Raw genomic sequence first — 24473 nt, 5'->3', positions numbered from 1 at the left:
GTTGACTCCTCAGGAACGGAATAGTCGTGAATATTGTGTTTCGTGGCGCGCGGAGGCGATGGCCGACAGTGGCGTAGCTGCCCCCAGCGCGTCGTCGCCACGTAAAAATGCCTGTTCAAACCCGGCGGCAAAATGGTCGCTCAGCTCGATAATCAGCTGCTGCGCCGCCTGCTGTCCGAAGGGGACGAGCTTGACGCCCGCCATCACCGCGCTCTCAATCCAGCTGTAGCCGAGGCTCAGCGCCAGCTCGCGCGCGCCAATGCCCCAGCGCACGCCGAGCCACGCCATGCCGCAGAGCTGGCTCTGTGCAAACAGCGGCAGCCACTCTGCCGGGCAGTTCGGCTCCCAGCTTTTAATCAGGCGCGTAAAGGCCGCACCACGGTTGCGCTCCTCTTCGCGCAGCTCGCGCGTTTCCCGGCAGGCGAGCAAATATGCCGTCCAGCGTTTTGCTGCCGCGACGTCCTGCTGTTCGCAGGCCCGGAGCAGCCGGATAAACATCGGCAGATCGACGCAGAAAAAACTCTGCTCCATCTGCTGGATCTGCCAGCGTTTAAAGGCGTCGGCGTTTGTAACCCAGCCCGCCTCAACGGCCCACTCCAGCCCCTGCGACCAGGTAAACGACCCGACCGGCAGGCTGCTGCTGGAGAGCTGCATCAGGCGCAGCCGCTGGCGGGCGTGCTCCATCAGCTCATCAGCGCCAGCAGGGCGGAGACGATCAGCCCGCTGCCGAAGGTTTTACGCAGCCCGTCGTGGCGGCGCAGCAGCAAGCCTGCGGCGAAACTGGCGCACAGCACCGTCGCGCTGGCCAGCATAAACCCACTGGTGAACAGCCAGAAGCTGTGGCCAGACATCTCCACGCCGTGCGCCCAGCCGTGGAACATCGCCAGGGCAGGTACCGCCAGCAGCAGGCGGTTTTCAGTTTTAAACATCATCACCCCGCAGACCGCCAGCGAGGCGATAATCAGCATCTCCATGCCGCTAAAGCCGCCGAGCAGGCTGCCCGCAACGGCACCAACAAGCATCATGCCGAGGGTGGCAAACGGCAGCAGGAGCTTGCGGCCGCTCAGGGCAGACAGCACGCCAGCCCCGGTAAGCATCAGCAGGTGATCCAGCCCGGTCAGCGGATGGAGAAAACCGGCCTGAAAGCTGTCGGCGCCGTGGCCGGGATGCGCGAGCGCGGGAACGGAAAAAGCCAGCAGTAACAGCGGTAAATACTTACGCATGATTGATCCTTAATGTGAATGAGCGTGAGAGTGACTGTGGGCATCGCTGGCGTAAGCGCCCGCTTCCGGTTCAAACGGCAGGCTGGCGAAGGTTACCTCCAGCCCGAACTGGCGCAGCATGTCGTCGAGAACGTGATCGTGGTGATAGCGCAGCTCGCCGGGCATGACCTGCAGCGGTACGTGGCGGTTGCCCAGGTGGTAGCAGGCGCGGGCGAGCAGGAACGGATCGGCGCAGCGCACCACGGAAACCGACTCCGGGGCGGCGATCACTTCGATCACTTCGCTGCCGTCGTCGGTGGTCAACAGGTCGCCCCCGCGCAACAGCAGGCCGCGCGGCAGCATCAGTCCGGCTTCGCGCCCGTCGTTAAGCGCCACGCGGGCGCGGCTTTTCACCCGCACGTCAATCGGCAGTGTGACGCTGGCGGTAGTCGGATGCGCGTGGTCCAGGCGTTGGGTCAAATAGATCATCTTCACTCCTCAAAACAGGAAATAGCGTTGCGCCATCGGCAGAACGTCGGCCGGTTCGCTGGTTATCAGTTCGCCGTTGACGCGCACCTCGTAGGTTTGCGAGTCAACGGTGATATTCGGCTGCAGGGCGTTATGGATCATGTCGGCCTTTTTCACCGTCCGGCAGCCTTTTACCACCGCCGTGGCGCTCTGCAGGCTGAGCTGCTGCGGGATGCCGTTCGCGTGGGCCGCCTGAGAAACAAACGTCAGCCGCGTGGCGTGACGTGCTGTGCCCAGCGCGCCAAACATCGGGCGGTAATGCACCGGCTGCGGCGTGGGGATCGAGGCGTTGATGTCGCCCATCGGCGCGCAGGCGATCATCCCGCCTTTGACGATGGTGGCCGGTTTTACGCCAAAGAAGGCGGGGGACCAGACCACCAGATCCGCCAGCTTGCCCGCCTCAATCGAACCGACTTCATGGGCGATGCCGTGGGTCAGTGCCGGGTTGATGGTGTATTTGGCGACATAGCGCTTCACGCGGAAGTTGTCGTTATCGCCGGTCTCTTCCGGCAGCGCGCCGCGCTGGACCTTCATGCGGTGCGCCACCTGCCAGGTGCGGATAATCACTTCCCCGACGCGGCCCATGGCCTGCGAATCTGACGAGGTGAGCGAGAACGCGCCGATATCGTGCAGCACGTCTTCCGCGGCGATGGTCTCCCGGCGAATGCGGGATTCGGCAAACGCTACGTCCTCGGCGATATCCGGGTCGAGGTGATGGCAAACCATCAGCATGTCGAGGTGCTCGTCGATGGTGTTCACCGTGTAGGGCAAGGTCGGGTTGGTGGAAGAGGGCAGAATATTCGGGTGCGCGCAGGCGGTGATGATATCCGGCGCGTGGCCGCCGCCCGCGCCTTCGGTGTGGAAGGTGTGGATCGTGCGCCCGCCGATGGCCGCCAGCGTGTCCTCGACAAACCCGGACTCGTTCAGCGTGTCGCTGTGCAGCGCCACCTGAATATCCATCTCTTCGGCCACCTCCAGCGAGCAGTTGATCGCCGCGGGCGTCGCGCCCCAGTCTTCGTGGATCTTCAGCCCGATGGCGCCGGCGGCGATCTGCTCGCGCAGGGCGTTCGGGTTGGAGCCGTTACCTTTGCCGAGCAGGCCAATATTCACCGGCAGCGTATCGGCGGCCTGCAGCATGCGGGCGATATACCACGGCCCCGGCGTGCAGGTGGTGGCGTTGGTGCCCGCCGCCGGTCCGGTGCCGCCGCCAATCATGGTGGTGACCCCGGAGACCAGCGCCTCTTCCGCCTGCTGAGGGCAGATCCAGTGGATGTGGGTGTCGATCCCGCCGGCGGTGACGATCTTCCCCTCGGCGGCAATCACTTCCGTCGCTGCGCCGATCGGGATCGTCACGCCGGGCTGAATGTCCGGGTTCCCGGCTTTGCCGACGGCGAAGATCCGCCCGTGCTTCACGCCGATATCGGCCTTCACGATCCCCCAGTGGTCGACGATCAGCGCGTTGGTGAGAACCAGATCCACGCAGCTGTCAGCGGTCATCTGCCCCTGACCCATGCCGTCGCGGATCACCTTCCCGCCGCCGAACTTGACCTCTTCGCCGTAGACCGTGAGATCGTTTTCCACTTCGATCCACAGCTCGCTGTCCGCCAGCCGCACTTTATCCCCGGTAGTGGGGCCGAACATGTCGGCATACGCCTGACGTGAAATTTCAGCCATGTTTCACCTCGCCCATGACCTCGCCGCGAAAGCCAAAAATGCGCTGCGCGCCCGTCACCTGCACCAGCGTCACCTCTCGCTTCTGGCCTGGCTCGAAGCGCACGGCGGTACCCGCCGGAATGTTCAGCCGGTAGCCCCTGGTGGCTTCGCGATCAAACTTCAGCGCCGGGTTGACCTCGTAAAAGTGATAGTGCGATCCGACCTGGATCGGCCTGTCGCCGTGGTTTTCAACAACAACACTTTGGGCTTCACGCCCGACGTTGATCGCAATAGTGCCGGGCTGGATCTGGTATTCACCTGGGATCATCACGTGCTCCTTACACGATCGGGTTGTGGACGGTGACGAGCTTGGAGCCGTCCGGGAAGGTGGCTTCCACCTGAATATCCGGGATCATCTCCGGCACGCCCTCCATCACCTGATCGCGCGTCAGGACGTGGCGGCCCGCCTCCATCAGCGCGGCGACGGTTTCGCCGTCGCGCGCGCCTTCCATGATGAAGGCGCTGATCAACGCGACCGATTCCGGGTAGTTGAGCTTTACCCCGCGCGCAAGGCGGCGTTCGGCAACCAGCGCGGCGGTAAACAGCAACAGCTTGTCTTTTTCTCTGGGGGTCAGTTCCATAACGTTTCTCTTATGTCTGCCAGATGCGCGGCGAACAGGCGGTTTTGGTGGTGAGAAGCGGGCGAAGCGACTGCCAGATGTCGCGCATCGCCCGCTGGCAAATCAGGTTGTCGTGGGAGAGAAAACGCACCGACAGCAGAGCGTCGGTGTGAGTTGCCCCCGCAAAATGGCCCAGAGGCGCGAGCAGCGTGCGCACCGTGTCGAGATGCTCTTCCCGGGCCGGATAGAACAGCAGGGTGCCGATCCACGGGTGTCCGGCAACGGGCGTGAGATCGCCGTCGCCGAGGTGCTGGCGCTCTATCAGGCGCGGTTCGTCATCCACCCACACCTCAAGGCGGCTCTCCAGCGTGCCGTGGCTGAAGGTCTCACCGATTACCGGGCGGCCCAGGCAGTACAGCTCCCACGCCAGCAGCGTGCTGGAGGCCTTAAGGTGGAAGATGGAACGCAGCGCGGCGTTCGCGCCGGGAAAGATAATGGTGTCCTGCGGCAGCCACTCCAGCGTGGCGTTTTCATCAAGATAAAAGTGCTGGCTCAGACGCGCCTGCGGGCCGCTGCTGCGGTAGAACTTGCTGGCGCCGGGCATGGTGATAAGCGCGTGGCTTTTGGCATTGAGCCGAACGGAAATATCCAGCGTATCGCCGCCCACAACGCCGCCGGGCGGGTGCAGCAGATAGAGATGGCAGGTTTTTCCTTCGGGATAAAACGGACGTTGTACGGTGAGCGGCCCGACGTGTCGAGCGGAACGCAGGAGGGTTTTCTCAGGGGTGTGACAAAACTGCAGGGCAAGCGACGCCTGCCAGCCTTTATACGTATTATCAGTGACCTGAGCTGCTAACATGCTGCTTCCATCTGCGCATCATCGGGGTCGTTTCAGTATGCCCTGGCGGAAATGAAGGCTGTCATATGAGTCGCTTATGGATAGAGGAAATTAAAAAGCACGGCCCGGGGCCGTGCTCTGTGTGAAGCATGACGATCCTATTTCAGGTGGTCATGCAATGCTGCACCTGCCTGCTCAAGGGCGACTTTAACCGTTGGCTCCTGGCTCAGCGGGTTAAGCAGGCCGTAATCGTGGATCATGCCGTTATAGCGCGTGACGGTCACCGGGACGCCAGCCGCATCCAGTTTACGCCCGAATGCTTCACCTTCATCCCGCAGAACGTCCAGCTCAGCTGTCTGAATCAGCGTCTCCGGGAAGCCTTTCAACTGTGCAGTGCTGGCGCGAAGCGGAGAGGCAAGGATATTGTTACGATCGGCAGCGCTGGTGGTGTAGTTGTCCCAGAACCATTTCATCATGTTTTTTGACAGGAAGTAGCCATTTTCGAACTGGTGATAGGAAGCCGTATCAAAGCTGGCGTCCGTCACTGGCCAGAGCATCACGTTGTAGCGAATTTTTGGCCCATTAAACTGTTTGGCCTGCAACGCCACTGAAGCCACCATGTTGCCGCCCACGCTGTTACCAACCAGGCCCAGACGGCTGCCGTCCACGCCAATTTCCTGGCCGTGCTCGGCTACCCATTTTGTCGCTTCATAGGCCTGATTGATTGCCACCGGGAAATGGGCTTCAGGTGACGGTGTGTAATCAACGTAAACCGCTGCGGCGCCTGATGCACGAACCAGATCGCGGATTAAACGTTCGTGGGTTGGAAAATCACCCAGCACCCAACCGCCACCGTGGAAGAACATAAATACCGGGAGCGTACCGGCAGCATGTTCAGGCTTCACAATTTTTAGGGCGATCGTCTGGCCATTGACCTGGATCGTTTTTTCAGTCACCTGAGCGGGCGGCAATTTTGCTCCTTGCTGTGCGCCGATCAGTACCTGGCGGGCCTCCTGCGGGGTCATCTGTTCCATCGGTTTCCCTTTGCCAGCATTCAGGACATCAAGAAATGCCTGTACGCCTGCGGTCGGGGCTGGAGTATTGGTGGTTTGAGCGGATGCCGCGGCTGACGCGAAGACGGAAGAAATCAGGATGGCGGTTAATGTTTTCATGGTGGTACCCCTTTTAACGTATTTGATTGGATAACTAAATAGTGCGCTACTTAGTTGTTGGTGTAATACTTGCGCGCAAGATACTTTTAGTCAAACATTATTTATAATTTTTTTTAGACAACAGATTCAGGGTTGATAGAAAAATGAAAGAAAACAAAACACTAGATGATTTATTGTGCTTCTCGCTGTACTCGGTCACCAATGCGTTCGTTCGCCAGTATCGCCCCCTGCTGCAGGAGATGGATCTGACCTATCCGCAATTTGTTGTTTTGATGGCGCTTTATGAGAAAGACAACATCCCGCTTCGCGATCTCAGCGATAAAACCTATTTTGATTCAGGCACATTGACCCCGCTGGTTCAGAAGCTTGAGGCAAAAGGTTTTCTCAACCGTATCGCGGTTGTGGGGGATGAAAGGATGAAAAATGTCGTATTGACCGATAAGGCGAAAGAACTGAAAAAGCAGGTGATGGCGCTGCCGGACCAGATTCGCTGCAGCATGCGGATGAATGATGATGAACTGGAAATGCTAAAAAAACTCTCCCGAACGCTGCTGGAAGATTTGTAAGCGCACTTCGGTGGGGGGGAACCCACCGAAGCGATGTGTCGTTACCGGTAGTCCTCCGCATCCACATCATACCCGGACGGCTCCCAGCGGATCGCCAGCAATGACGCCAGACCGATAAACGGCGCCAGCGCAATCACCCAGAACACGGCGGTGTCGAGAGACGCGACCAGCAGCGGGAACAGGAACAGCGACAGCGTGGAGCTGCTGCGCATCAGCGTCTGGTTGAGACCCACGCCCACGCCGCGCAGCGAGGTCGGGTAGCTCAGCGAGGCGAACGTCATGGTATGCGCGCCCGGGCCAAATCCCTGACCGAACAGGAAAAGCGCCAGCATCGCCACGGCAAGCACCCCTTCAGAGGCACCGTCCGGTCGACCAATCAGCGCCAGCCCCAGCAGCGCCACAAGCTGACAGGCGTAACCCGCCAGCGACATCCGCCACGCGCCGAAGCGCGGCACGTAGCGCACCGCCAGTAATCCGCCGATAAACGCAAAAAGCAGGTTCAGCGCCAGCGAGATCACAATAGTGGTCAGCATAGACTGCACGAAGAAGCTTGAAATAATCACCGGCAGGCCAAAGGCCACGGCGTTATAGGCGAACGAGGAGACGACGGACAGCAGCGTGGCGAGCGTGGTACGCCGCAGATAGATGCCGCGGAACAGGTTCAGATAGTTCGACCATTTGGCTTTATTCACGACAGGCGCAGGCTGGGTGAGCGCATCCTGCGGGACGTGGGCGTTAATATTGTACGACTGCCGCAAAATGGACGCCGCCTCTTTCAGGTTGCCCTGATTCGCCGCCCAGACCGGCGATTCGCTCATATAGCGGCTGCGGATGGCGATAATCACCAGCGCGGGTACCGCGCCAAAGCCGAGAATCAAACGCCAGAGCCAGTCGCTGTGGCTTTCCGGCAGCACGGCGTAGAAAAAGAGAACCAGAAGGTAAGAGATGCTGATCGCCGCATACCAGGTAGGGCACCACATCGCGACGCTGGAGGCCTTATTGCCCGGCCCTTTCAGCCTGGCAAACTCGCTCAGGAACGCCATCGCCACGGGAAGGTCAATCCCCACGCCAAGGCCCATCACAAAGCGCGCGCCCGCCAGCACATATTCATTCGGGGCCAGCGCGCAGGCGATAGCGGCGACGACAAAGAATACCATGTCGGCCATAAAGACGCGGTAGCGCCCGATTTTATCCGTGAGGTAACCGCCGAGCAGCGCCCCGACAATGGCACCAAAGGTAATCGCCGAGGCCACCATGCCGGTACCGGCGGGCGTCAGGTTAAATTCGCGGGTAATGTCTTTAATGCCGAACGCCAGTGCACCCAGATCGTAGGCATCGAGGAAAATTCCCCCGAGCGCGATACCGACCACGATGCGGGCATTTGCCCGGCCCTGTGAGCCGTCATTAACGAGACGTGAAACGTCCGATGCACTGCGCACCCACTGAATGTCGCCATCAGGGGGAATTCCTGCCGTTGAAAGGGGAGTTGTGTCTGTGATTTCTGCCATTTTCTTTTTGTGTGGTTGTGTTGTGTCTCTAACAGTTACCACAGGCAGCAGGTGACAAAAATCACATTTGGTTATAAGGCATAACTAACCGCCTACTCGGGATCTTTTTTCTTTCGCTTGAGCTTCGTCCAGATCTTCGTTTCCTGGCGTCGCCACAGGCGCTGGATATTGTCGTGATGACGCAGCAGGATCAGGCAGGAGAGCATCGATACCGGGAAGGTGAATTGGGGTTTAAACCACCAGACGTAAAACGGGGCGATCAGCGCGCTGACGATGGCACCCAGCGACGAATAGCCGCTCAGCAGAATGGTCAGCAGCCAGGTCCCGGCCATGACGCCGGTTAAGTCCCATCCGATGGGCGCGATGGCACCAAAGGCGGTCGCCACCCCTTTGCCGCCTTTAAAGCCGAAGAATACGGGCCAGATATGGCCGACGCAGGCGGCGATGGCGATGAGCCCCAGCCAGAATGGCGTGACGCCCAGCGCATACGCGCCCCAGACGGGTAGCATCCCCTTCAGAACATCAAAAATCAAAACCGCTACGGCTGCTCCCTTGCCGCCAATTCGAAGCACGTTGGTCGCTCCCGGATTCCCGGAACCACTTTCACGCGGGTCAGGTAACCCGGCAATGCGGCAGACCAGAATGGCGCTGGAGATTGAGCCGCAAAGATAGGCGAGGAGGATCATTCCAGGCGCGATTGCACTCATAACGCTGTTCCGTTTTGAAAATGTATCTGTATTCTCAGCATCTGTGGATAATACGCATAATTCGCCGGAAGTGGTATCCGGTTTAGCCAAAAAGCAGGCAGGTCGTGATGGATATTGTATTTATAGAGCAACTTTCGGTAATCACCACAATTGGTGTTTACGACTGGGAACAGACCATCGAGCAGAAACTGGTGTTCGATATCGAAATGGGATGGGATAACCGCAAATCGGCAAAAAGCGATGACGTGAATGACTGTCTGAGCTATGTCGACATCAGCGAAGCGGTGATCGGCCACGTGGAAGGACAGCGTTTTGCGTTGGTGGAACGGGTGGCGGAAGAGGTGGCGGATCTGCTGCTGACCAAATTCAACTCACCGTGGGTACGCATTAAGCTGAGCAAGCCGGGGGCAGTGGCGCGCGCGGCCAACGTAGGCGTCATTATCGAGCGTGGCACAAATCTGAAAGGAAAGATTTAACGTCATAATTGCTAAACCATTTTAGGTTATATCGGTCTTAAGGCTGTATCTTTCACGGTAGCCGTTAGGGGCGACCGTTTTTTTATATCTTTTTTAGGGGTTTATAGATGAGCGATATGCACTCGCTGCTGGTGGCGGCAATTCTGGGTGTGGTCGAAGGATTGACGGAGTTTTTGCCGGTTTCCAGTACGGGCCATATGATTATCGTTGGCCATCTGCTGGGCTTCGAAGGCGATACCGCAAAGACGTTTGAGGTGGTAATTCAGCTGGGCTCGATTCTGGCGGTGGTGGTGATGTTCTGGCGTCGCCTGTTTGGCCTGATCGGCATCCATTTTGGCCGTCTGCCGCAGCGTGAAGGAGAGGGCAAAGGCCGCCTGACGCTGATTCACATCCTGCTCGGGATGATCCCGGCGGTGGTATTGGGGCTGGTATTCCACGACACCATTAAATCGCTGTTTAACCCGATTAACGTCATGTACGCGCTGGTGGTGGGCGGTTTCCTGCTGATTGCCGCGGAAGTTTTGAAGCCAAAAGTCCCGCGTGCGGAAGGCCTGGACGATATGACCTATCGTCAGGCGTTTATCATTGGCTGCTTCCAGTGTCTGGCGCTGTGGCCGGGCTTCTCCCGTTCAGGTGCGACCATTTCAGGCGGGATGCTGATGGGCGTGAGCCGCTATGCGGCGTCCGAGTTCTCGTTCCTGCTGGCGGTGCCGATGATGATGGGCGCCACCGCGCTGGACCTTTACAAAAGCATTGGCTTCCTGACCACAGGCGATATTCCGATGTTTGCCGTGGGCTTTATCACCGCCTTTATCGTAGCGCTGATTGCCATCAAAACCTTCCTGCAGCTGATTAAGCGTATCTCGTTTATTCCGTTCGCGATCTACCGCTTTATCGTCGCGGCTGCGGTGTACGTGGTCTTCTTCTGATAACCGATTGCCCTCACTCTTTCGGCTGAGGGCAACGCTTTTCCTTCCACGCGGTAACCGCGTCAATCCGCCGTTTGGTTAGCTCCTCGCGAATCTCCGGGCCTTTAAATCCTGCCTCAACCACGTCTTTCGTTGGCACCGCTTTTGCGACTTCCCACGCTTCGCGCAGCAAACGCCCCTGGGGATAATCGGAGGCTTCAAACCCGGTGCGACCGCGCACGTCCGCTTCGCTGGTGAGCGCAATCTGCTCCACGCGCTGCGGCTTGCGCCAGGCGTCGATATTATCGAACAGCTTCACGATGGTGGCGGGCTTCAGGATCGGGAAGGTATGGATCAGGTCGTGGAACTCGGCGACCAGCTTTGCCAGATCGCGGATGTCATTCGGCACGCGCAGACGCTGGCAGAGCCCGTCAACCAGCTTTACCCCCGCCGGACCGTGCCCGTGATGGCGCGGCCAGAACTCTTTCGGCGTTAAGCCTTTGCCGAGATCGTGGCACAGGGTGGAAAAACGTACGTCCACCTCAGGGCTGAGCATGGCGGCCATGCTCAGCGTCATCAGCGTGTGCACGCCGGTATCAATTTCGGGATGCCATTTTGCCGGTGCGGGCACGCCAAACAGCGCGTCGATTTCCGGGAACAGCACCTTCAGCGCGCCGCAGTCGCGCAGAACCTGGAAAAAGACCTGCGGGTTGCGGGTGGTGAGGGCATTTTCCGTCTCTTTCCAGACGCGCTCCGGCGTCAGGTGTTCCAGCTCGCCCGCCTCGGTCATGGCCGTCATCAACGCCATCGTCTCATCCGCAATACGGAAGCTCAGATGCGCGTAACGCGCGGCAAAACGCGCCACGCGCAGCACGCGGAGCGGATCTTCAGAAAATGCCGGGGAGACGTGACGCAAAAGACGATCGCGCAGGTCGTCCTGCCCGCCGTAGGCGTCGATGATATGGCCGTTTTCGTCCTGGGCCAGGGCGTTAATGGTGAGATCGCGGCGCAGCAGATCCTGCTCCAGCGTCACATCCGGCGCGGCGTAGCAGGTGAAGCCGGTATAACCGGAACCGGATTTCCGTTCGGTACGCGCCAGGGCGTACTCTTCCCGGCTTTTCGGATGCAGGAACACGGGAAAATCGCGGCCTACCTGCTGGTAGCCCGCGTCGAGCATCTCTTCCGGGGTGGCGCCCACCACCACCCAGTCTTTATCTTTGACCGGCAGACCTAACAACGCATCACGTACCGCACCACCGACCAGATAACTCTTCACGCCCAACTCTCCCGTTTTCTCTTTTCCAGAATGATACGTAAGTCTGGCAGAGAAGACGAATTAGTTCATCCAGCGATCTTTACGCTTACGGCTTGGGATCAGATGTGGCAGAACCAGACCCAGCACCAGACCAACGCCCAGCACGCCGCCACCATACATAAACCACTGCATGATGATGGTGCGCTGTTTGTCATCAAGCTGCAGGTTCGCGGCGTTCACTTTTTTCTGCGCGACGATCAGCTCGTTTTTGAGCTTTTGATTCTCTTCTTTCAGACCGTTGATCACGCCGTCGCTCTGCGCCACTTTCTGCTGCATTTCAGCGGTGCGCTGGTTCCAGGTCCCGTCAATGTTGTTCAGCTTGTCGGTCAGGGTCTTCACCTGGTTTTCCAGATCCGGCACACGGGTGCGCAGGCTTGGCACGGTGCTCAGCTCTTTCATTGGGATCCAGGAGGTACGGCCGGAACTGTCGCGAACCTGACCGTAATTGGTCTCCGCGTTGGTCTGCAACAGGGTGACTTCCTCGCCGGCATTCACCGTGCCCACGAGGCGATAATTGTCTCCGGGGCCACTGCGCACCCAGGTGTTAAGTTCGTCAGAAACGTAACGCTTCTCTTCAGCGTGCACTGCGGTTGCGGCGCTAAAAGCGAGTAAAGTAAGTCCAATCAGGCGTAATTTAAGCATCATTAGTCGTTATTTTCATAAAAAGTGGAACGATAGTAGTGGCAACAGTGTCTCTACGCAAAGCATTCATCAGCAATCAGAATCATCTGTGTCACGACTCTACACATTTACGCCCGACAAATTGCTCATTGCATGGCAATTTGGCGCAAAATACTATGTACTGACAAATAAATGGCGAGGAAGTTCGCCCTCATTGACGCGTCTGTGACGCCCGCAAAAGTACAAGGCTATGGCTCAGGAAATCGAATTAAAATTTATCGTCGAAAAAGACAGCGTTGACGCGCTCCGTCAGCATCTGAATACGCTCTCCGGCGAGCACCATGAACCCGTACCGTTGCTCAACATCTACTATGAAACGCCGGACAACTGGCTGCGCAACCACGATATGGGGCTGCGCATCCGCGGCGCGAACGGACGCTACGAGATGACGATGAAAATCGCCGGCCGCGTGGTCGGCGGTTTGCATCAGCGCCCGGAATACAATATCGACATCAGTAAGCCAGAACTTGAGCTGGAACGTTTCCCGGCGGAAGTCTGGCCGGAAGGCGAACTGCCCGCCACGCTGGCAGGGCAGGTGCAGCCGCTGTTCAGCACCGATTTCGCTCGCGAGAAATGGCTGGTGACGGAAGGCAAGAGCCGCATTGAAATCGCGCTGGATTTAGGCGAGGTGAAGGCGGGTGAGTTCCAGGAACCGATCTGCGAGCTGGAGCTGGAACTTCTGGAAGGGGATGCGAGCGACGTGCTGAAGCTGGCGCGCAAGCTGGTAAGCCAGCCGGGTTTACGTCAGGGTAGCTTGAGCAAAGCGGCGCGCGGCTACCACCTGGCTGCCGGAAATGCGCCACGCGTGCTGAGAGAGACTCCGATTTTGCGCGTCGTCCCGAAAGCCAGTATTGAGCAGGGCATGGAAGCGGCGCTGGAGCTGGCGCTCTCCCAATGGCAGTACCATGAAGAATTGTGGGCGCGTAACGTCAAAAATGCCAAAAAACAGGTGCTGGCCGCTATCGGACTGGTGCGTCATACCCTGACGCTGTTTGGTGGTATCGTACCGCGTAAAGCTAGCGCTCACTTACGCGATCTGCTGACCCAGACCGAAACGCTGCTGCTTTCCGACGTGTCGGCGCAAACCGCGCTTTATAGCCCGCAAAATGCCGCGGCAAAACTGGCGCTGACCGAGTTTCTGGTGACGCGCGGCTGGCGCGTCTTCCTCGATGCAAAAGCGCAGACCAAAATCGCGGACAACTTTAAACGCTTCGCGGATATCCATCTTTCCCGCCACGCCGCCGAGCTGAGAACCACCTTCGCGCATCCGCTGGGCGACCAGTATGGCGACCAGCTTCCCCGCCTGGCGCGTAATATCGACAGCATGTTGCTTCTGTCGGGAGCGTACGAGGGCGTGAAGGCGCAGGCCTGGCTGGAGAACTGGCAGGGGCTTAAGCATGCCATTGAGACCCGTCAGCAGATTGAGATCGAGCATTTCCGCAACGAAGCCATTTCGCAGGATCCATACTGGCTGCACAGCGGAAAACGTTAATTCTGGCAAGGAACCCCTGATATGCCGCTTTCTTCGCAGTTACAGCAGCACTGGCAGACCGTTTGCGAACGTCTGCCCGAGTCGTTACCCGCGTCATCGTTAAGCGAGCAGGCGAAAAGCGTGCTCACGTTCAGTGATTTTGTGCAGGAGAGCGTCAGCGCCAATCCTGACTGGCTGGCAGAGCTGGAAAGCGCGCCGCCGCAGGCTGACGAGTGGCGGCACTATGCTGGCTGGCTGCAAACCGCGCTGGCAGAGGTGGCGGATGAAGCCACGCTGATGCGCGTTCTGCGTCAGTTCCGCCGCCGGGTGATGGTGCGCATTGCCTGGGCGCAGGCGCTGGAGCTGGTGAGTGAAGAGAGCACCTTGCAGCAGCTGAGCGAGCTGGCGCAGACGCTGATTGTCGCCGCGCGGGACTGGCTCTACGCCGCCTGCTGTAAAGAGTGGGGCACGCCGTGCAGCGAAGAAGGGGTTCCGCAGCCGCTGTTGATTCTGGGGATGGGCAAGCTGGGCGGCTGCGAGCTGAACTTCTCCTCGGATATCGACCTGATCTTTGCCTGGCCGGAGAATGGCGCCACGCGAGGCGGTCGTCGCGAGCTGGATAACGCCCAGTTCTTTACCCGACTCGGGCAGCGTCTGATTAAGGCGCTGGACCAGCCTACGCAGGACGGCTTTGTTTACCGCGTGGACATGCGCCTGCGCCCGTTTGGCGACAGCGGCCCGCTGGTACTGAGCTTCGCCGCGCTGGAAGATTATTACCAGGAGCAGGGACGCGACTGGGAGCGTTACGCGATGGTCAAAGCGCGGATCATGGGCGACAGCGACGACGCCTACGCCAACGAGCTGCGCGCCATGCTACGCCCGTTCGTGTTCCGCCGTTACATCGACTTTAGCGTGATCCAGTCCCTGCGCAATATGAAAGGGATGATCGCCCGCGAGGTGCGTCGTCGCGGTCTGAAGGACAACATCAAGCTTGGCGCGGGCGGCATCCGCGAATTGGAATTTATCGTTCAGGTCTTCCAGCTGATCCGCGGCGGGCGCGAGCCGTCGCTGCAGTCCCGCTCGCTGCTGCCGACGCTGAGCGCCATTGAGCAACTGCATTTGCTGCCGGACGGCGACGCGCAAACCCTGCGCGACGCCTATCTGTTCCTGCGTCGTCTGGAAAACCTGCTGCAAAGCATTAACGACGAACAGACCCAGACCCTGCCGGGGGATGACCTTAACCGGGCGCGTCTGGCCTGGGGCATGCGGGTGGATGACTGGTCAACGTTGACCGAACGGCTGGATGCCCATATGGCAGGCGTTCGCCGCATCTTTAACGATCTTATTGGTGACGACGAAAGTGAATCGCCGGACGATGCGCTCTCCGAGCACTGGCGCGAGCTGTGGCAGGACGCGCTCCAGGAAGATGACACCACGCCGGTGCTGGCGCACTTAAGCGACGACGCCCGCCATCGCGTGGTGGCCTTGATTGCCGATTTCCGCCTTGAGCTGAACAAGCGCGCCATTGGCCCGCGCGGTCGGCAGGTGCTGGATCATCTGATGCCGCACCTGCTGAGCGACGTCTGCTCCCGCGAGGATGCGCCGGTGCCGCTGTCGCGCATGATGCCGCTGCTGAGCGGGATTATCACGCGTACCACCTACCTGGAACTGCTGAGCGAGTTTCCCGGCGCGCTGAAGCACCTGATTACCCTCTGCGCCGCGTCGCCGATGGTGGCCAACAAGCTGGCGCGATACCCGCTGCTGCTGGACGAACTGCTCGACCCGAACACGCTCTATCAGCCGACGGCGATGGACGCCTACCGCGACGAGCTGCGCCAGTATCTGCTGCGCGTGCCGGAAGAGGACGAAGAGCAGCAGCTCGAGGCGCTGCGTCAGTTTAAGCAGGCGCAGATGCTGCGCGTGGCGGCAGCGGATATCGCCGGTACGCTGCCGGTAATGAAAGTGAGCGATCACTTAACCTGGCTGGCGGAGGCGATCATCGACGCGGTAGTCCACCAGGCGTGGGTGCAGATGGTGGCCCGCTACGGCCAGCCGAAGCACCTTGCTGACCGTGAGGGGCGAGGGTTTGCCGTGGTCGGTTACGGCAAGCTGGGCGGCTGGGAGCTGGGCTACAGCTCCGATCTGGATCTGATTTTCCTGCACGACTGTCCAGCGGACGTCATGACCGACGGCGAACGTGAGATTGACGGGCGGCAGTTCTACCTGCGCCTGGCCCAGCGCATCATGCACCTGTTCAGCACCCGCACTTCGTCGGGCATTCTGTACGAGGTGGACGCGCGTCTGCGCCCGTCCGGCGCGGCAGGCATGCTGGTCACCTCGACGGACGCTTTTGCCGATTATCAGAAGAACGAAGCCTGGACGTGGGAACATCAGGCGTTAGTGCGCGCCCGCGTGGTGTACGGCGATCCGCAGCTCAAAACGCAGTTCGATGCGATCCGCAAGTCAGTCATGACGACCCCGCGCGAGGGCAGCACCCTGCAAACTGAAGTGCGCGAAATGCGTGAGAAAATGCGCGCGCATTTGGGTAACAAACATCGCGAGCGCTTTGATATCAAAGCCGATGAGGGCGGGATTACCGATATTGAGTTCATCACTCAGTACTTGGTGCTACTGCATGCCCACGACAAGCCGAAGCTGACCCGCTGGTCCGATAACGTGCGTATTCTGGAACTGCTGGCACAGAACGACATTATGGACGAGCAGGAGGCGCAGGCCTTAACCCGCGCCTACACCACGCTGCGCGATGAACTTCATCACCTGGCATTGCAGGAACAGCCGGGCCACGTGGCGCTGGACTGTTTTACCGCAGAGCGCGCCCAGGTGACGGCAAGCTGGCAGAAATGGCTGGTGGAGCCGTGCGTAACAAAACAAGTGTGATATTATCGCGCGCAAATTGTGAATCTTTCTGGAGTCAGGAATGAAAGTAACACTGCCAGAGTTTGAACGTGCTGGAGTAATGGTTGTCGGGGATGTGATGCTGGATCGCTACTGGTATGGGCCGACCAGCCGCATCTCTCCTGAAGCGCCGGTACCGGTGGTTAAGGTCGACACCATTGAAGAGCGTCCCGGCGGCGCGGCAAACGTGGCGATGAACATAGCCTCGCTGGGCGCGCACTCGCGTCTGGTGGGCCTGACCGGCATTGACGATGCGGCGCGTGCGCTGAGCAAGTCGCTGGCGGACGTGAACGTGAAGTGCGACTTCGTTTCTGTTCCGACACACCCAACTATCACCAAGCTGCGCGTGCTGTCGCGTAACCAGCAGCTGATTCGCCTCGATTTCGAAGAAGGGTTCGAAGGCGTTGATCCTGAGCCGCTGCACGAGCGCATTAACCAGGCGCTGGGCAATATCGGTGCGCTGGTGCTGTCTGACTACGCCAAAGGCGCGCTGGCGAGCGTGCAAACGATGATTCAGCTGGCGCGTAAAGCCAGCGTACCGGTGCTGATCGACCCGAAAGGCACCGATTTTGAGCGCTATCGCGGCGCAACCCTGCTGACGCCAAACCTTTCTGAGTTCGAAGCGGTGGCGGGCAAGTGCAAAACCGAGGAAGAACTGGTTGAGCGCGGCATGAAGATCATTGCTGACTTCGAGCTGTCCGCGCTGCTGGTCACCCGTTCCGAACAGGGGATGACGCTGCTGCAGCCGGGCAAGGCGCCGCTGCATATGCCAACCCAGGCGCAAGAAGTGTACGACGTGACCGGTGCCGGTGATACGGTGATCGGCGTGCTGGCGGCAACGCTGGCGGCGGGTAACTCCCTGGAAGAGGCGTGCTACTTCGCGAACGCCGCGGCGGGCGTGGTTGTCGGTAAATTGGGTACTTCAACCGTTTCGCCAATCGAGCTGGAAAACGCGGTGCGCGGGCGTGCGGATACCGGTTTTGGCGTCATGACCGAAGACGAGCTGAAGGTGGCCGTTGCCGCCGCGCGCAAGCGCGGTGAAAAAGTGGTGATGACCAACGGCGTGTTCGACATCCTGCACGCGGGCCACGTGTCGTATCTGGCGAATGCGCGCAAGCTGGGCGATCGCCTCATTGTGGCAGTGAACAGCGATGCGTCGACCAAACGCCTGAAGGGCGAAACGCGCCCTGTGAACCCGCTCGAGCAACGTATGATTGTGCTTGGCGCGCTGGAAGCGGTGGACTGGGTGGTGTCGTTTGAAGAAGATACCCCGCAGCGCCTGATTGCCGGGATCCTGCCAGACCTGCTGGTGAAGGGCGGCGATTACAAGCCGGAGCAAATCGCAGGTAGCGAAGAGGTCTGGGCCAACGGCGGTGAGGTGATGGTGCTCAATTTTGAGGACGGGTGTTCAACCACCAACATCATCAAGAAGATCCAGAAAGACAGTCAGTAAAAAACGGGCCAATTGGCCCGTTTTTTTCACCCTCTCCCTGTGGGGGAGGGCATCAGGCCGCACTTACTCCTGGTCGTCCACCGGTGGAATGGCCGGTGCCGGCTTCACTTCTTCCGGCGCATTGCGGTTTTCCAGCTCGCTCAGACGCTGTTCCAGTAGCGCCAGCTTCTCGCGGGTGCGCAGCAGTACCTGGGTCTGCACGTCAAACTCTTCGCGGCTGACTAAATCAAGGCGAACCAACTGCGCCTGCAGCGTCTGGCGGATTTTCTTCTCAACGTCATCACCAAATTCACGAATGCCTTTCGGCATGGACTCATGAACCTGACGCGCGATCTGCTCAATTTTTTTCGGGTCAATCATAATGGCTTCCCTTGATAAGTCGGTGTTGATGAACATTGTAGCGCGTCATGACCCAGGATAAAGCAGATTTGTTTGAAGCTTATGCATTGCCCAGGTTAATCAATAGCGTTATAGTTATCTCGCTTATTCTCAGGGCGGGGCGAAATTCCCCACCGGCGGTAAATCAGCTTAACGCTGAAAGCCCGCGAGCGCTTTGGGTGAATTCTCAAAGGTCAGCAGATCCGGTGTAATTCCGGGGCCGACGGTTAAAGTCCGGATGGGAGAGAGTAACGATCCAGTCGGGCATGGGCCCGCTCACGTTATCTTTTTGCCGCTTATACGGCGCTCCTAAGACTGCCCTGATTCTGGTAACCATATTGTTAATGAGGTTTTTTTACCATGAATCAGACGCTACTTTCCTCTTTTGGCACTTCAACTCAACGTGTTGAACATGCACTGGATGCACTGCGCGAAGGTCGCGGTGTGATGGTGCTTGACGATGAAAACCGTGAAAACGAAGGCGACATGATTTTTGCCGCCGAAAACATGACCGTTGAACAGATGGCGCTGACCATCCGTCACGGCAGCGGCATCGTATGCCTGTGTATTACCGAAGATCGTCGTAAGCAGCTCGAGCTGCCGATGATGGTTGAGAACAACACCAGCGCCTTTGGTACCGGCTTTACCGTGACCATTGAAGCGGCGCATGGCGTGACTACCGGTGTATCGGCGGCTGACCGCCTGACCACCGTGCGTGCCGCCATTGCTGATGATGCGAAACCCTCCGATCTGCATCGTCCAGGCCACGTCTTCCCGCTGCGCGCGCAGGCGGGCGGCGTGCTGACCCGTGGCGGTCACACCGAAGCGACGATCGACCTGGTGACACTGGCGGGCTTTAAGCCTGCGGGCGTGCTGTGCGAGCTGACCAACGATGACGGCACCATGGCCCGCGCGCCAGAGTGCATCACCTTTGCGCGTCTGCACAACATGCCGGTTGTCACAATTGAAGATCTGGTGGAATACCGCCAGGCGCACGAGCGCAAGGCAAGCTGAGACAGCTGATGTGAAAAAGCCGGGGAAACCCGGCTTTTTTGTCGCTAGTGGTAGTTAATTTTAAACAGCACCACGGTTTCAAACGGTCCGGACTGGATCGCTTTTCCCTCATCCCACGACAGCTCTGCCGTGTACTTTTGCTCATACTGCAACGTACTTCCGGTGAAGTCGGCATACTCCTGGTAGTGGTTGAAGGTAAACGGATCCGTACCGTTCAGAATACGCAGCTTTAGCCCATTCCCAATCAACAGCGCCGTATCGTCAGTGCTGAGTTTTTCAGTCGTGTAGAATGACGAGTCCATTTTGAATCCATCAGAGCACTGCGCGTCCTGCACCTTGGTGGTTTTGACCGTAAATTCGCGAACGCGCGTTTTCTGATTCACGATGTCGCGAGCGCTGAAGGTACCAAAATCGATCTCCTGGTTTTCAGGGTAGATGCTAAAGGTTGCCCCGCAGTCCAGAACGGTAATGTTTTGCAAGCCGTTGATGTGATACTTCAGGTTTTTCGCGTCGGCCATCTGGTTGACCCCGCCTTTACCGTCAAACTGCACCACGATGTAATCGCCGAGGGAACTCACGTAGCCGTGAGGCGGAATCGCCTTAATTTTTACAAACAGGCGAAAGCGGGCAATAAACGTGCGTGTCGGATGAATGTCATCCGGGTTTCCGGAGCAAATCAGGTTTTCCCAGCCCATCTGCCGTATCTGATCCGGGGTATAGATGAGGATATTCTTGTTATCAAGACACTGGCGGGTATCCACGCCATTCGGCTGGCCCGTGGCATCGTAATCCACCCCTTCGTAGGTTACGCCAAGCTCATAGTAAGGGTCCGTTGCGGTAGGATAAGGGTTAACCCAGGCGAATACGTCTTCCGGCTCAAAGCCGCCGTTGACGTTGTGATCGCAGGTAACCGGGATTTTAATGTCATCTGATTCCCAGATTTTCTGCCCCACCTGCGCGTTGCTGGGGATAGCAAAGGGCGAGATGGTTTTTGTCTCTTCAACCGGCCCGCCTGAAGCACCAAGATAGCAGTCCAGCGCCAGCGCTTCTCTTATGGGCAGAGCGGATATCAGCAGCAGGAACAGCAGATTAGCGAGCTTGCGCATCTTTATCGACCTTATGCTCGCTGAGTGTACATTTCGCCGTACCTGAACATTGCGCGTCGACCTTTTTCAGCGCACCGTAATCATCGATGTAGCCAATGCTGTAGTAGTTGCCGTGATAGTCACCGGTAGAGGTTGTCGCCGTCGCAAACGGGGCGATCATCAGGCTGTCAAAACCGGGCAGCATGGTTTTCGCATTTTTGCTCAGCCACGCCAGCGTGATGTAATAAGGCGTAGGGTTATGCACGGTGAGCCCTTTCGCGTTTGCGGTGACTTCCATACGCATTTCTGCCTGATCGCCTGCCTTTTTGGCGATCGCTTTGGGACGCCAGAACAGTTTGATCCTGCTCTGCATCGCGACCTGCATGACGCTGCGTTCCTCGCTCGCGCTGGAACTTTTCGGCGGCACCTCGCGCAGGTTGAAATAAAACAGCGATTCCCGGTCTTTCGGCAACCGGGCGGTCGCAGCCTGCTTCACAATCCGGACCTGAGAGGAGGCGCCCGCTTCAAGACGTTGAATCGGCGGAAGCGCCATAAAATGGCTGTCCTCCTTGCGTCCGTTTTCATCTTCTATCCAGGAGAGCGCCAGATAAGGCAACGTTTTGCTCTGGTTATCAATCTTGAGGCTGCTGGCCTTATCGCTTTCCGGAAACACAATGCGGGTGCGGTCCAGGTTAACGGCGGCGTGGGTGGTAAATGCGGTGCCGATTAACATCAGGCACAAGCTAGTGAATGAGGTCAGTTTCATCATGGTTTCTTACTGGCATGGCAGTATCAACTGCATACTGTTTTCAAGGTGTGAAGGCAGCGAGAAGCGACACTGCTGATTGTCACCCCACGTTACCCGGAATTGTTGTTCAGGCTCGACTGCTCCCAGCCAGACGTGGCCTTCGTCGGCGACCATGCCGATTTGCTGGTCACTTTCCAGCAGGTGAACAATCGCGCCCAGCGGCGGAGTGCCGGCTGGCGTACGGATAATGCCGGCAATATCGTTGCCAGCGCGCGTGGCAATCTGGCGGTAGCCAATCGCCCCCTCGGTCCAGGTGGTGGTCGTGATGCGGTTGTCCACATCGACGCCGTCAGGCAGGTTATCCAGATTGACCTGTACGCTGGCGGGAGAGTAACTGGAAACCGACGGTAAAACGCCGATACCAAAGCGGTTGGTTTCATCCCGCGACATGTTCAGCGGAATGTTGCCGACGCCGTCGGTGCTGACCATCACGCGCGGTTCGTTTCCGTAGCTGCGACGGTGCAGCGCCGCGCCTTTGGCCGTTGAGGTAAACGAGCCATTCCAGCTGGCGCTCAGGGAGTTATATTCATCAGCTTTATAACTTCCGGAGATATTCAGATCGCCAAACGGTGAATAGTGCTGATAGTTGCCGCTCATCTGTGCGCCCGCGTCCGCGTGTTCACTCTCCGTTCCCGCGGAGACGCCCCAGGTATTATTGCGATCGGACGTGTCGTACCAGGAGACATTTTGGTTCAGGCTATCGCTGTTGTGCAGATCGTAACTGAGGCGATGATCCGGATCGATCGGTACGCTCAGGGACAGGTAAAACTGCGTATCGTCGTCTTCATCTTCGTAATGCGTCTTGCTCCAGGAGAGGGTGACGCCGAGGTTTTTCCAGCGCCCCAGATCAAAGTTATAGCCTGCGGTAATGCTTCCGGTCGTGGACGGGGCTTCGTTCCACCAGGTCTGACGCAGTACGTTGACGTAGAGGTTGAGCGATAACGAGCTGATGTACTGGCTGGCGGTTACGCTCAGCGTCTGCTTTTCTGTCTGACGATCGTTGTCGTCATAATCAAGGAAGCGGGCATAGCTCAGGAATTTCCGATCGGAGTAGCGGTAGCTGGCAAGCGTAAGCTGGCTGCCGGTGGTATCGAAACGCTTACTGTAGTTAAAACGGTAGCTGTAACCCGTCTGGCTATCCTGGAAGGGGAGCTGGCTGGTGGCCTGCGTGACGTCAAAAGAGAGAGCACCCAGATGCGCCATATTTTGCCCGACCCCGGCGGCAATGGAACGGTAATGATCCCCGTCGGCAAGCGTCCCGCCATAGAGCGAGGTGTTTGACAGCATTCCCCATGAGAATTCACCGCTCATAAAACCGGTGTCTTCGACGTCATGAGAGGCGTCTTTACGCGCTTTACCCGCCGCCAGCTTGTAGCGAACCTGCCCTTTACGCGTTAAAAAAGGCACCGATTCCGCCGAGACCTGGAAGGTGCTGACGCGCCCGTCTTCCTCCGTCACTTTTACGTCCAGCGTCCCCTGAACGGACTGGTTAAGATCCTGAATAACAAAGGGGCCTGGCGGAACTTTACTTTGATAAATTACGCGATCGGACAGGCTGACGGTGACGGTCGCGTTGGTTTGCGCGATACCGGTAATTTGTGGCGCATAGCCACGCAGCGACCAGGGCAGCATGCGCTCATCGCTGATCAGGGAGGCGCCGGTATAGGTAAAAGCGTCAAAGATTGAGGACTGGAAGTCCGTTTCACCCAGCGTCAGCTTAGCACCAAGTGAAGGAAGAGGGCGGAACATGTAGACGCGCGAAAAGCGTCCGTCATGATCCGAACCTGCATCGGTATGCGTTTGGCTGTACTGATAATCACTGCGCAGGCGCCATGCGCCCATATTCGCGCCCGCCGTGCCATAGGTGTTGGCGTTGTTGGTGCTGCTGCCGTCGCTGGGCTGATAGTGGCTGGCGAACAGGTTGTAATCCAGAATCACGCCCGGTACGCCATTGTCCCACGTTGCGGGTGGCATCCAGTCGGCGGCGCGGTACTGCAACCATGCCTGGGGTACGGTGACCTTCAGCGTCTGGGTCGCTTGTTCAAAATTAAAGGTGATATCCGGTCTGGAGGAAAAGTCGACGCATCCCTCTTTTTCGGGTAAGGCGTCGCGGACTTCCTCTTTCAGGGCAAACGTATCCGCCAGTTCAGGAGGAATACACACCTGTACCGTGTTATTTACCTCTTTCCAGCTCAGCTGCCAGCCGTTAGCCAGCGGTGTGTCGTTAATGGATACGGTAACAAAATAGCTGCCAGGGGTAACCGCTATTTCATTTTTAAAAAGGGAGAGGTCAACGCTGCCCCGCTGGTCTTTATCAATGGCATTGATATTAAACTCGGTGGCAGAGGCAATCTTCGTCATTAACAGGGACGCAATGATGATTTTAGATTGTAATTTATATGTCATCATCCTGTTACCAAAATAATATCACATACCGGCTGGCAAATAATGCCAGCCGGTTTTATCGTGATGCATTGCCTTATTTGTACATCAGCACATAGTTGGCAGTCGCTTCAACCTGACCCGCTGTGGCAGTTTTACCCTGAGCAACTTCCATTAATGCTTTGAAGTGCAGAGTCTGAGTGGTGGAACCCGCCAGCAGATCGACCGTTTGAGCCGAACCCAGGGTGATGTTGGCTTCGTTGTTGTCCAGCAGACGAACACCGACGTTCTGAGCACCGCTTGCATAGGTGTTGCTCATCAGGCTGGTGTCAGTAGCGTCAGTTGCTGCGCTGGTGAAGGTCACGTCAACTTTGGTCACTGGCGTATCCGTTTCGTCCGCCGGATCGTCAAGCTGGCAGTTCTCCAGATTGATATCAACCGGAACAGCGGTAGACTTTTTGTTGGCATTGATAACGGCAGTGGTGACTTCACCCAGGTCCACTTCTTTATCAACGCTGTCTGGTGCAATGCTGCACGGTGCATCAATGACCACGCCTTTGAATTTGATTTTGCCGGAACCCTGGTCATCAGCAAAAGCAGAACCCGAAACGATGGCAGCCATCGCAACCGCTAACAATACTTTTTTACCCATATACATGAAAATATCCTTTTTCAATTGAATTCATAATCTGAATATTAATTTTCAGAATACTCGCAAAGTATAACGGGTTGAGGGCGGCTTTTACGATTAATGAGGCTTAAAGATATTTTTAGAGGAGGTTAATATATAAT

At 58.0% G+C, this 24473-nt stretch carries 24 protein-coding genes, 3 pseudogenes and 1 riboswitch; of the genes and pseudogenes, 8 read left to right on the top strand and 19 right to left on the bottom strand.

What is annotated here, in order from left to right; translation table 11 throughout:
• Window positions 1-9: 9 nt before the first annotated feature.
• The 8 genes from IM284_RS19830 to IM284_RS19795 form a co-directional block, all read right to left on the bottom strand.
• Window positions 10-684 (bottom strand): urease accessory protein UreF, encoded by a 675-nt coding sequence (locus tag IM284_RS19830; RefSeq protein ID WP_047367373.1) that lies wholly within the window; start codon window positions 682-684, stop codon window positions 10-12.
• The gene (locus IM284_RS19825) at window positions 684-1223 is read right to left on the bottom strand and encodes a HupE/UreJ family protein (protein WP_047367374.1); all 540 of its coding nucleotides are present in this window, start codon (window positions 1221-1223) and stop codon (window positions 684-686) included. Before IM284_RS19825 ends, IM284_RS19830 begins: the two co-directional genes overlap by 1 nt.
• 9 nt (window positions 1224-1232) lie before the next feature.
• On the bottom strand, window positions 1233-1691 hold the full coding sequence (gene ureE, locus IM284_RS19820) for an urease accessory protein UreE (RefSeq protein WP_045261142.1): 459 nt from the start codon (window positions 1689-1691) through the stop codon (window positions 1233-1235).
• Window positions 1692-1700: 9 nt separating this feature from the next.
• Entirely contained in the window at window positions 1701-3404 is a 1704-nt protein-coding gene (gene ureC, locus IM284_RS19815) for an urease subunit alpha (RefSeq protein ID WP_047367375.1), read from the bottom strand.
• Window positions 3397-3711 carry an urease subunit beta gene (locus IM284_RS19810; protein WP_028014465.1) on the bottom strand — a complete coding sequence of 105 codons (315 nt, stop codon included), beginning with the start codon at window positions 3709-3711 and terminating at the stop codon, window positions 3397-3399. Before IM284_RS19810 ends, ureC begins: the two co-directional genes overlap by 8 nt.
• A gap of 10 nt (window positions 3712-3721) precedes the next feature.
• Window positions 3722-4024, bottom strand: a complete 303-nt coding sequence (locus tag IM284_RS19805; RefSeq protein ID WP_041908071.1) for an urease subunit gamma — start codon at window positions 4022-4024, stop codon at window positions 3722-3724.
• A 10-nt stretch (window positions 4025-4034) separates the two neighbouring features.
• A complete protein-coding gene (locus IM284_RS19800; protein WP_047367376.1) occupies window positions 4035-4862 on the bottom strand; it encodes an urease accessory protein UreD in 828 nt (275 codons plus the stop codon).
• A 137-nt stretch (window positions 4863-4999) separates the two neighbouring features.
• On the bottom strand, window positions 5000-6013 hold the full coding sequence (locus IM284_RS19795) for an alpha/beta hydrolase (protein WP_028014463.1): 1014 nt from the start codon (window positions 6011-6013) through the stop codon (window positions 5000-5002).
• Window positions 6014-6156: 143 nt separating this feature from the next.
• Here IM284_RS19795 and IM284_RS19790 point away from each other — a divergent pair, with 143 nt between their 5' ends.
• Window positions 6157-6579: a MarR family winged helix-turn-helix transcriptional regulator gene (locus IM284_RS19790; RefSeq protein ID WP_047367377.1), complete on the top strand. Its 423-nt coding sequence runs from the start codon at window positions 6157-6159 to the stop codon at window positions 6577-6579.
• 41 nt (window positions 6580-6620) lie between these two features.
• Here the strand turns inward: IM284_RS19790 and IM284_RS19785 are convergent, their stop codons facing one another.
• On the bottom strand, window positions 6621-8087 hold the full coding sequence (locus IM284_RS19785) for an MFS transporter (RefSeq protein WP_028014461.1): 1467 nt from the start codon (window positions 8085-8087) through the stop codon (window positions 6621-6623).
• A gap of 92 nt (window positions 8088-8179) precedes the next feature.
• Window positions 8180-8794, bottom strand: coding sequence for a glycerol-3-phosphate 1-O-acyltransferase PlsY (plsY, locus tag IM284_RS19780; protein ID WP_014833311.1), 615 nt, complete (start codon window positions 8792-8794; stop codon window positions 8180-8182).
• Between the two features lie 107 nt (window positions 8795-8901).
• On the opposite strand from plsY, the gene folB reads away from it, so the two are divergent.
• Together folB and bacA are read left to right on the top strand one after the other, a co-directional pair.
• Window positions 8902-9270 carry a bifunctional dihydroneopterin aldolase/7,8-dihydroneopterin epimerase gene (gene folB / locus IM284_RS19775; protein ID WP_047367378.1) on the top strand — a complete coding sequence of 123 codons (369 nt, stop codon included), beginning with the start codon at window positions 8902-8904 and terminating at the stop codon, window positions 9268-9270.
• Between the two features lie 107 nt (window positions 9271-9377).
• On the top strand, window positions 9378-10199 hold the full coding sequence (bacA, locus tag IM284_RS19770; RefSeq protein ID WP_028014459.1) for an undecaprenyl-diphosphate phosphatase: 822 nt from the start codon (window positions 9378-9380) through the stop codon (window positions 10197-10199).
• 13 nt (window positions 10200-10212) lie between these two features.
• Here bacA and IM284_RS19765 read toward each other — a convergent pair whose 3' ends face one another.
• Window positions 10213-11454, bottom strand: coding sequence for a multifunctional CCA addition/repair protein (locus IM284_RS19765; protein WP_028014458.1), 1242 nt, complete (start codon window positions 11452-11454; stop codon window positions 10213-10215).
• 60 nt (window positions 11455-11514) lie between these two features.
• The gene (locus tag IM284_RS19760) at window positions 11515-12135 is read right to left on the bottom strand and encodes a TIGR04211 family SH3 domain-containing protein (protein ID WP_028014457.1); all 621 of its coding nucleotides are present in this window, start codon (window positions 12133-12135) and stop codon (window positions 11515-11517) included.
• 229 nt (window positions 12136-12364) lie between these two features.
• Here IM284_RS19760 and IM284_RS19755 point away from each other — a divergent pair, with 229 nt between their 5' ends.
• The 3 genes from IM284_RS19755 to hldE are packed head-to-tail and all read left to right on the top strand — an operon-like array spanning window position 12365 to window position 18014.
• A complete protein-coding gene (locus tag IM284_RS19755) occupies window positions 12365-13666 on the top strand; it encodes an inorganic triphosphatase (RefSeq protein ID WP_028014456.1) in 1302 nt (433 codons plus the stop codon).
• Window positions 13667-13687: 21 nt separating this feature from the next.
• Window positions 13688-16543: a bifunctional [glutamate--ammonia ligase]-adenylyl-L-tyrosine phosphorylase/[glutamate--ammonia-ligase] adenylyltransferase gene (glnE, locus tag IM284_RS19750; RefSeq protein WP_047367380.1), complete on the top strand. Its 2856-nt coding sequence runs from the start codon at window positions 13688-13690 to the stop codon at window positions 16541-16543.
• 40 nt (window positions 16544-16583) lie between these two features.
• A complete protein-coding gene (gene hldE, locus IM284_RS19745) occupies window positions 16584-18014 on the top strand; it encodes a bifunctional D-glycero-beta-D-manno-heptose-7-phosphate kinase/D-glycero-beta-D-manno-heptose 1-phosphate adenylyltransferase HldE (protein WP_003862540.1) in 1431 nt (476 codons plus the stop codon).
• Between the two features lie 63 nt (window positions 18015-18077).
• On the opposite strand, the gene ubiK is transcribed toward hldE, so the two are convergent.
• Window positions 18078-18374 (bottom strand): ubiquinone biosynthesis accessory factor UbiK, encoded by a 297-nt coding sequence (gene ubiK, locus IM284_RS19740; RefSeq protein ID WP_028014454.1) that lies wholly within the window; start codon window positions 18372-18374, stop codon window positions 18078-18080.
• A gap of 121 nt (window positions 18375-18495) precedes the next feature.
• Window positions 18496-18646: riboswitch (FMN riboswitch) on the top strand.
• A gap of 106 nt (window positions 18647-18752) precedes the next feature.
• Between ubiK and ribB the strand changes: the two genes are divergently transcribed.
• On the top strand, window positions 18753-19406 hold the full coding sequence (gene ribB, locus IM284_RS19735; protein WP_028017147.1) for a 3,4-dihydroxy-2-butanone-4-phosphate synthase: 654 nt from the start codon (window positions 18753-18755) through the stop codon (window positions 19404-19406).
• A 44-nt stretch (window positions 19407-19450) separates the two neighbouring features.
• On the opposite strand, the gene IM284_RS19730 is transcribed toward ribB, so the two are convergent.
• The 4 genes and pseudogenes from IM284_RS19730 to IM284_RS19720 form a co-directional block, all read right to left on the bottom strand.
• Window positions 19451-20512: a fimbrial protein gene (locus IM284_RS19730; RefSeq protein WP_047367381.1), complete on the bottom strand. Its 1062-nt coding sequence runs from the start codon at window positions 20510-20512 to the stop codon at window positions 19451-19453.
• Complete coding sequence (locus tag IM284_RS19725) at window positions 20496-21257, bottom strand: molecular chaperone (RefSeq protein ID WP_048959459.1); 762 nt, start codon at window positions 21255-21257, stop codon at window positions 20496-20498. The genes IM284_RS19730 and IM284_RS19725 overlap by 17 nt, the downstream gene beginning before the upstream one ends.
• Before the next feature lie 9 nt (window positions 21258-21266).
• Complete coding sequence (locus IM284_RS23785; protein ID WP_350308980.1) at window positions 21267-21485, bottom strand: FimD/PapC C-terminal domain-containing protein; 219 nt, start codon at window positions 21483-21485, stop codon at window positions 21267-21269.
• Between the two features lie 48 nt (window positions 21486-21533).
• Window positions 21534-23150: pseudogene (locus tag IM284_RS19720) on the bottom strand (fimbria/pilus outer membrane usher protein); the annotation flags it as partial.
• Between IM284_RS19720 and IM284_RS23780 the strand changes: the two are divergent.
• Window positions 23100-23207, top strand: a pseudogene (locus IM284_RS23780) (hypothetical protein); the annotation flags it as partial. The pseudogenes IM284_RS19720 and IM284_RS23780 overlap by 51 nt on opposite strands.
• Window positions 23208-23228: 21 nt before the next feature.
• On the opposite strand, the pseudogene IM284_RS23775 reads toward IM284_RS23780, so the two are convergent.
• Both IM284_RS23775 and IM284_RS19715 read right to left on the bottom strand, forming a co-directional pair.
• Window positions 23229-23660: pseudogene (locus tag IM284_RS23775) on the bottom strand (FimD/PapC N-terminal domain-containing protein); the annotation flags it as partial.
• A gap of 118 nt (window positions 23661-23778) precedes the next feature.
• A complete protein-coding gene (locus IM284_RS19715; protein ID WP_045261131.1) occupies window positions 23779-24339 on the bottom strand; it encodes a fimbrial protein in 561 nt (186 codons plus the stop codon).
• Window positions 24340-24473 lie beyond the last annotated feature (134 nt).

The organism is Enterobacter cloacae complex sp. P12RS (genome assembly GCF_014895875.1).
Classification (GTDB): domain Bacteria; phylum Pseudomonadota; class Gammaproteobacteria; order Enterobacterales; family Enterobacteriaceae; genus Enterobacter; species Enterobacter bugandensis.
The sequence above is the reverse complement of the archived record's forward strand: the minus strand, read 5'-3'. Positions and strand labels throughout refer to the sequence as shown.

Bases quoted from the DNA above. Each gene is read 5' to 3' on its own strand.
- bacA (WP_028014459.1), top strand. From the start codon at position 9,378: ATGAGCGATATGCACTCGCTGCTGGTGGCGGCAATTCTGGGTGTGGTC.
- IM284_RS19800 (WP_047367376.1), bottom strand. From the start codon at position 4,862: ATGTTAGCAGCTCAGGTCACTGATAATACGTATAAAGGCTGGCAGGCG.
- glnE (WP_047367380.1), top strand. From the start codon at position 13,688: ATGCCGCTTTCTTCGCAGTTACAGCAGCACTGGCAGACCGTTTGCGAA.
- IM284_RS19810 (WP_028014465.1), bottom strand. From the start codon at position 3,711: ATGATCCCAGGTGAATACCAGATCCAGCCCGGCACTATTGCGATCAAC.
- IM284_RS19790 (WP_047367377.1), top strand. From the start codon at position 6,157: ATGAAAGAAAACAAAACACTAGATGATTTATTGTGCTTCTCGCTGTAC.
- IM284_RS19830 (WP_047367373.1), bottom strand. From the start codon at position 684: ATGGAGCACGCCCGCCAGCGGCTGCGCCTGATGCAGCTCTCCAGCAGC.
- ureE (WP_045261142.1), bottom strand. From the start codon at position 1,691: ATGATCTATTTGACCCAACGCCTGGACCACGCGCATCCGACTACCGCC.
- IM284_RS19805 (WP_041908071.1), bottom strand. From the start codon at position 4,024: ATGGAACTGACCCCCAGAGAAAAAGACAAGCTGTTGCTGTTTACCGCC.
- IM284_RS19825 (WP_047367374.1), bottom strand. From the start codon at position 1,223: ATGCGTAAGTATTTACCGCTGTTACTGCTGGCTTTTTCCGTTCCCGCG.
- IM284_RS19715 (WP_045261131.1), bottom strand. From the start codon at position 24,339: ATGTATATGGGTAAAAAAGTATTGTTAGCGGTTGCGATGGCTGCCATC.
- ribB (WP_028017147.1), top strand. From the start codon at position 18,753: ATGAATCAGACGCTACTTTCCTCTTTTGGCACTTCAACTCAACGTGTT.
- IM284_RS19760 (WP_028014457.1), bottom strand. From the start codon at position 12,135: ATGCTTAAATTACGCCTGATTGGACTTACTTTACTCGCTTTTAGCGCC.
- ureC (WP_047367375.1), bottom strand. From the start codon at position 3,404: ATGGCTGAAATTTCACGTCAGGCGTATGCCGACATGTTCGGCCCCACT.
- hldE (WP_003862540.1), top strand. From the start codon at position 16,584: ATGAAAGTAACACTGCCAGAGTTTGAACGTGCTGGAGTAATGGTTGTC.
- ubiK (WP_028014454.1), bottom strand. From the start codon at position 18,374: ATGATTGACCCGAAAAAAATTGAGCAGATCGCGCGTCAGGTTCATGAG.
- IM284_RS19755 (WP_028014456.1), top strand. From the start codon at position 12,365: ATGGCTCAGGAAATCGAATTAAAATTTATCGTCGAAAAAGACAGCGTT.
- IM284_RS19785 (WP_028014461.1), bottom strand. From the start codon at position 8,087: ATGGCAGAAATCACAGACACAACTCCCCTTTCAACGGCAGGAATTCCC.
- folB (WP_047367378.1), top strand. From the start codon at position 8,902: ATGGATATTGTATTTATAGAGCAACTTTCGGTAATCACCACAATTGGT.
- IM284_RS19730 (WP_047367381.1), bottom strand. From the start codon at position 20,512: ATGCGCAAGCTCGCTAATCTGCTGTTCCTGCTGCTGATATCCGCTCTG.
- IM284_RS19795 (WP_028014463.1), bottom strand. From the start codon at position 6,013: ATGAAAACATTAACCGCCATCCTGATTTCTTCCGTCTTCGCGTCAGCC.
- plsY (WP_014833311.1), bottom strand. From the start codon at position 8,794: ATGAGTGCAATCGCGCCTGGAATGATCCTCCTCGCCTATCTTTGCGGC.
- IM284_RS19725 (WP_048959459.1), bottom strand. From the start codon at position 21,257: ATGAAACTGACCTCATTCACTAGCTTGTGCCTGATGTTAATCGGCACC.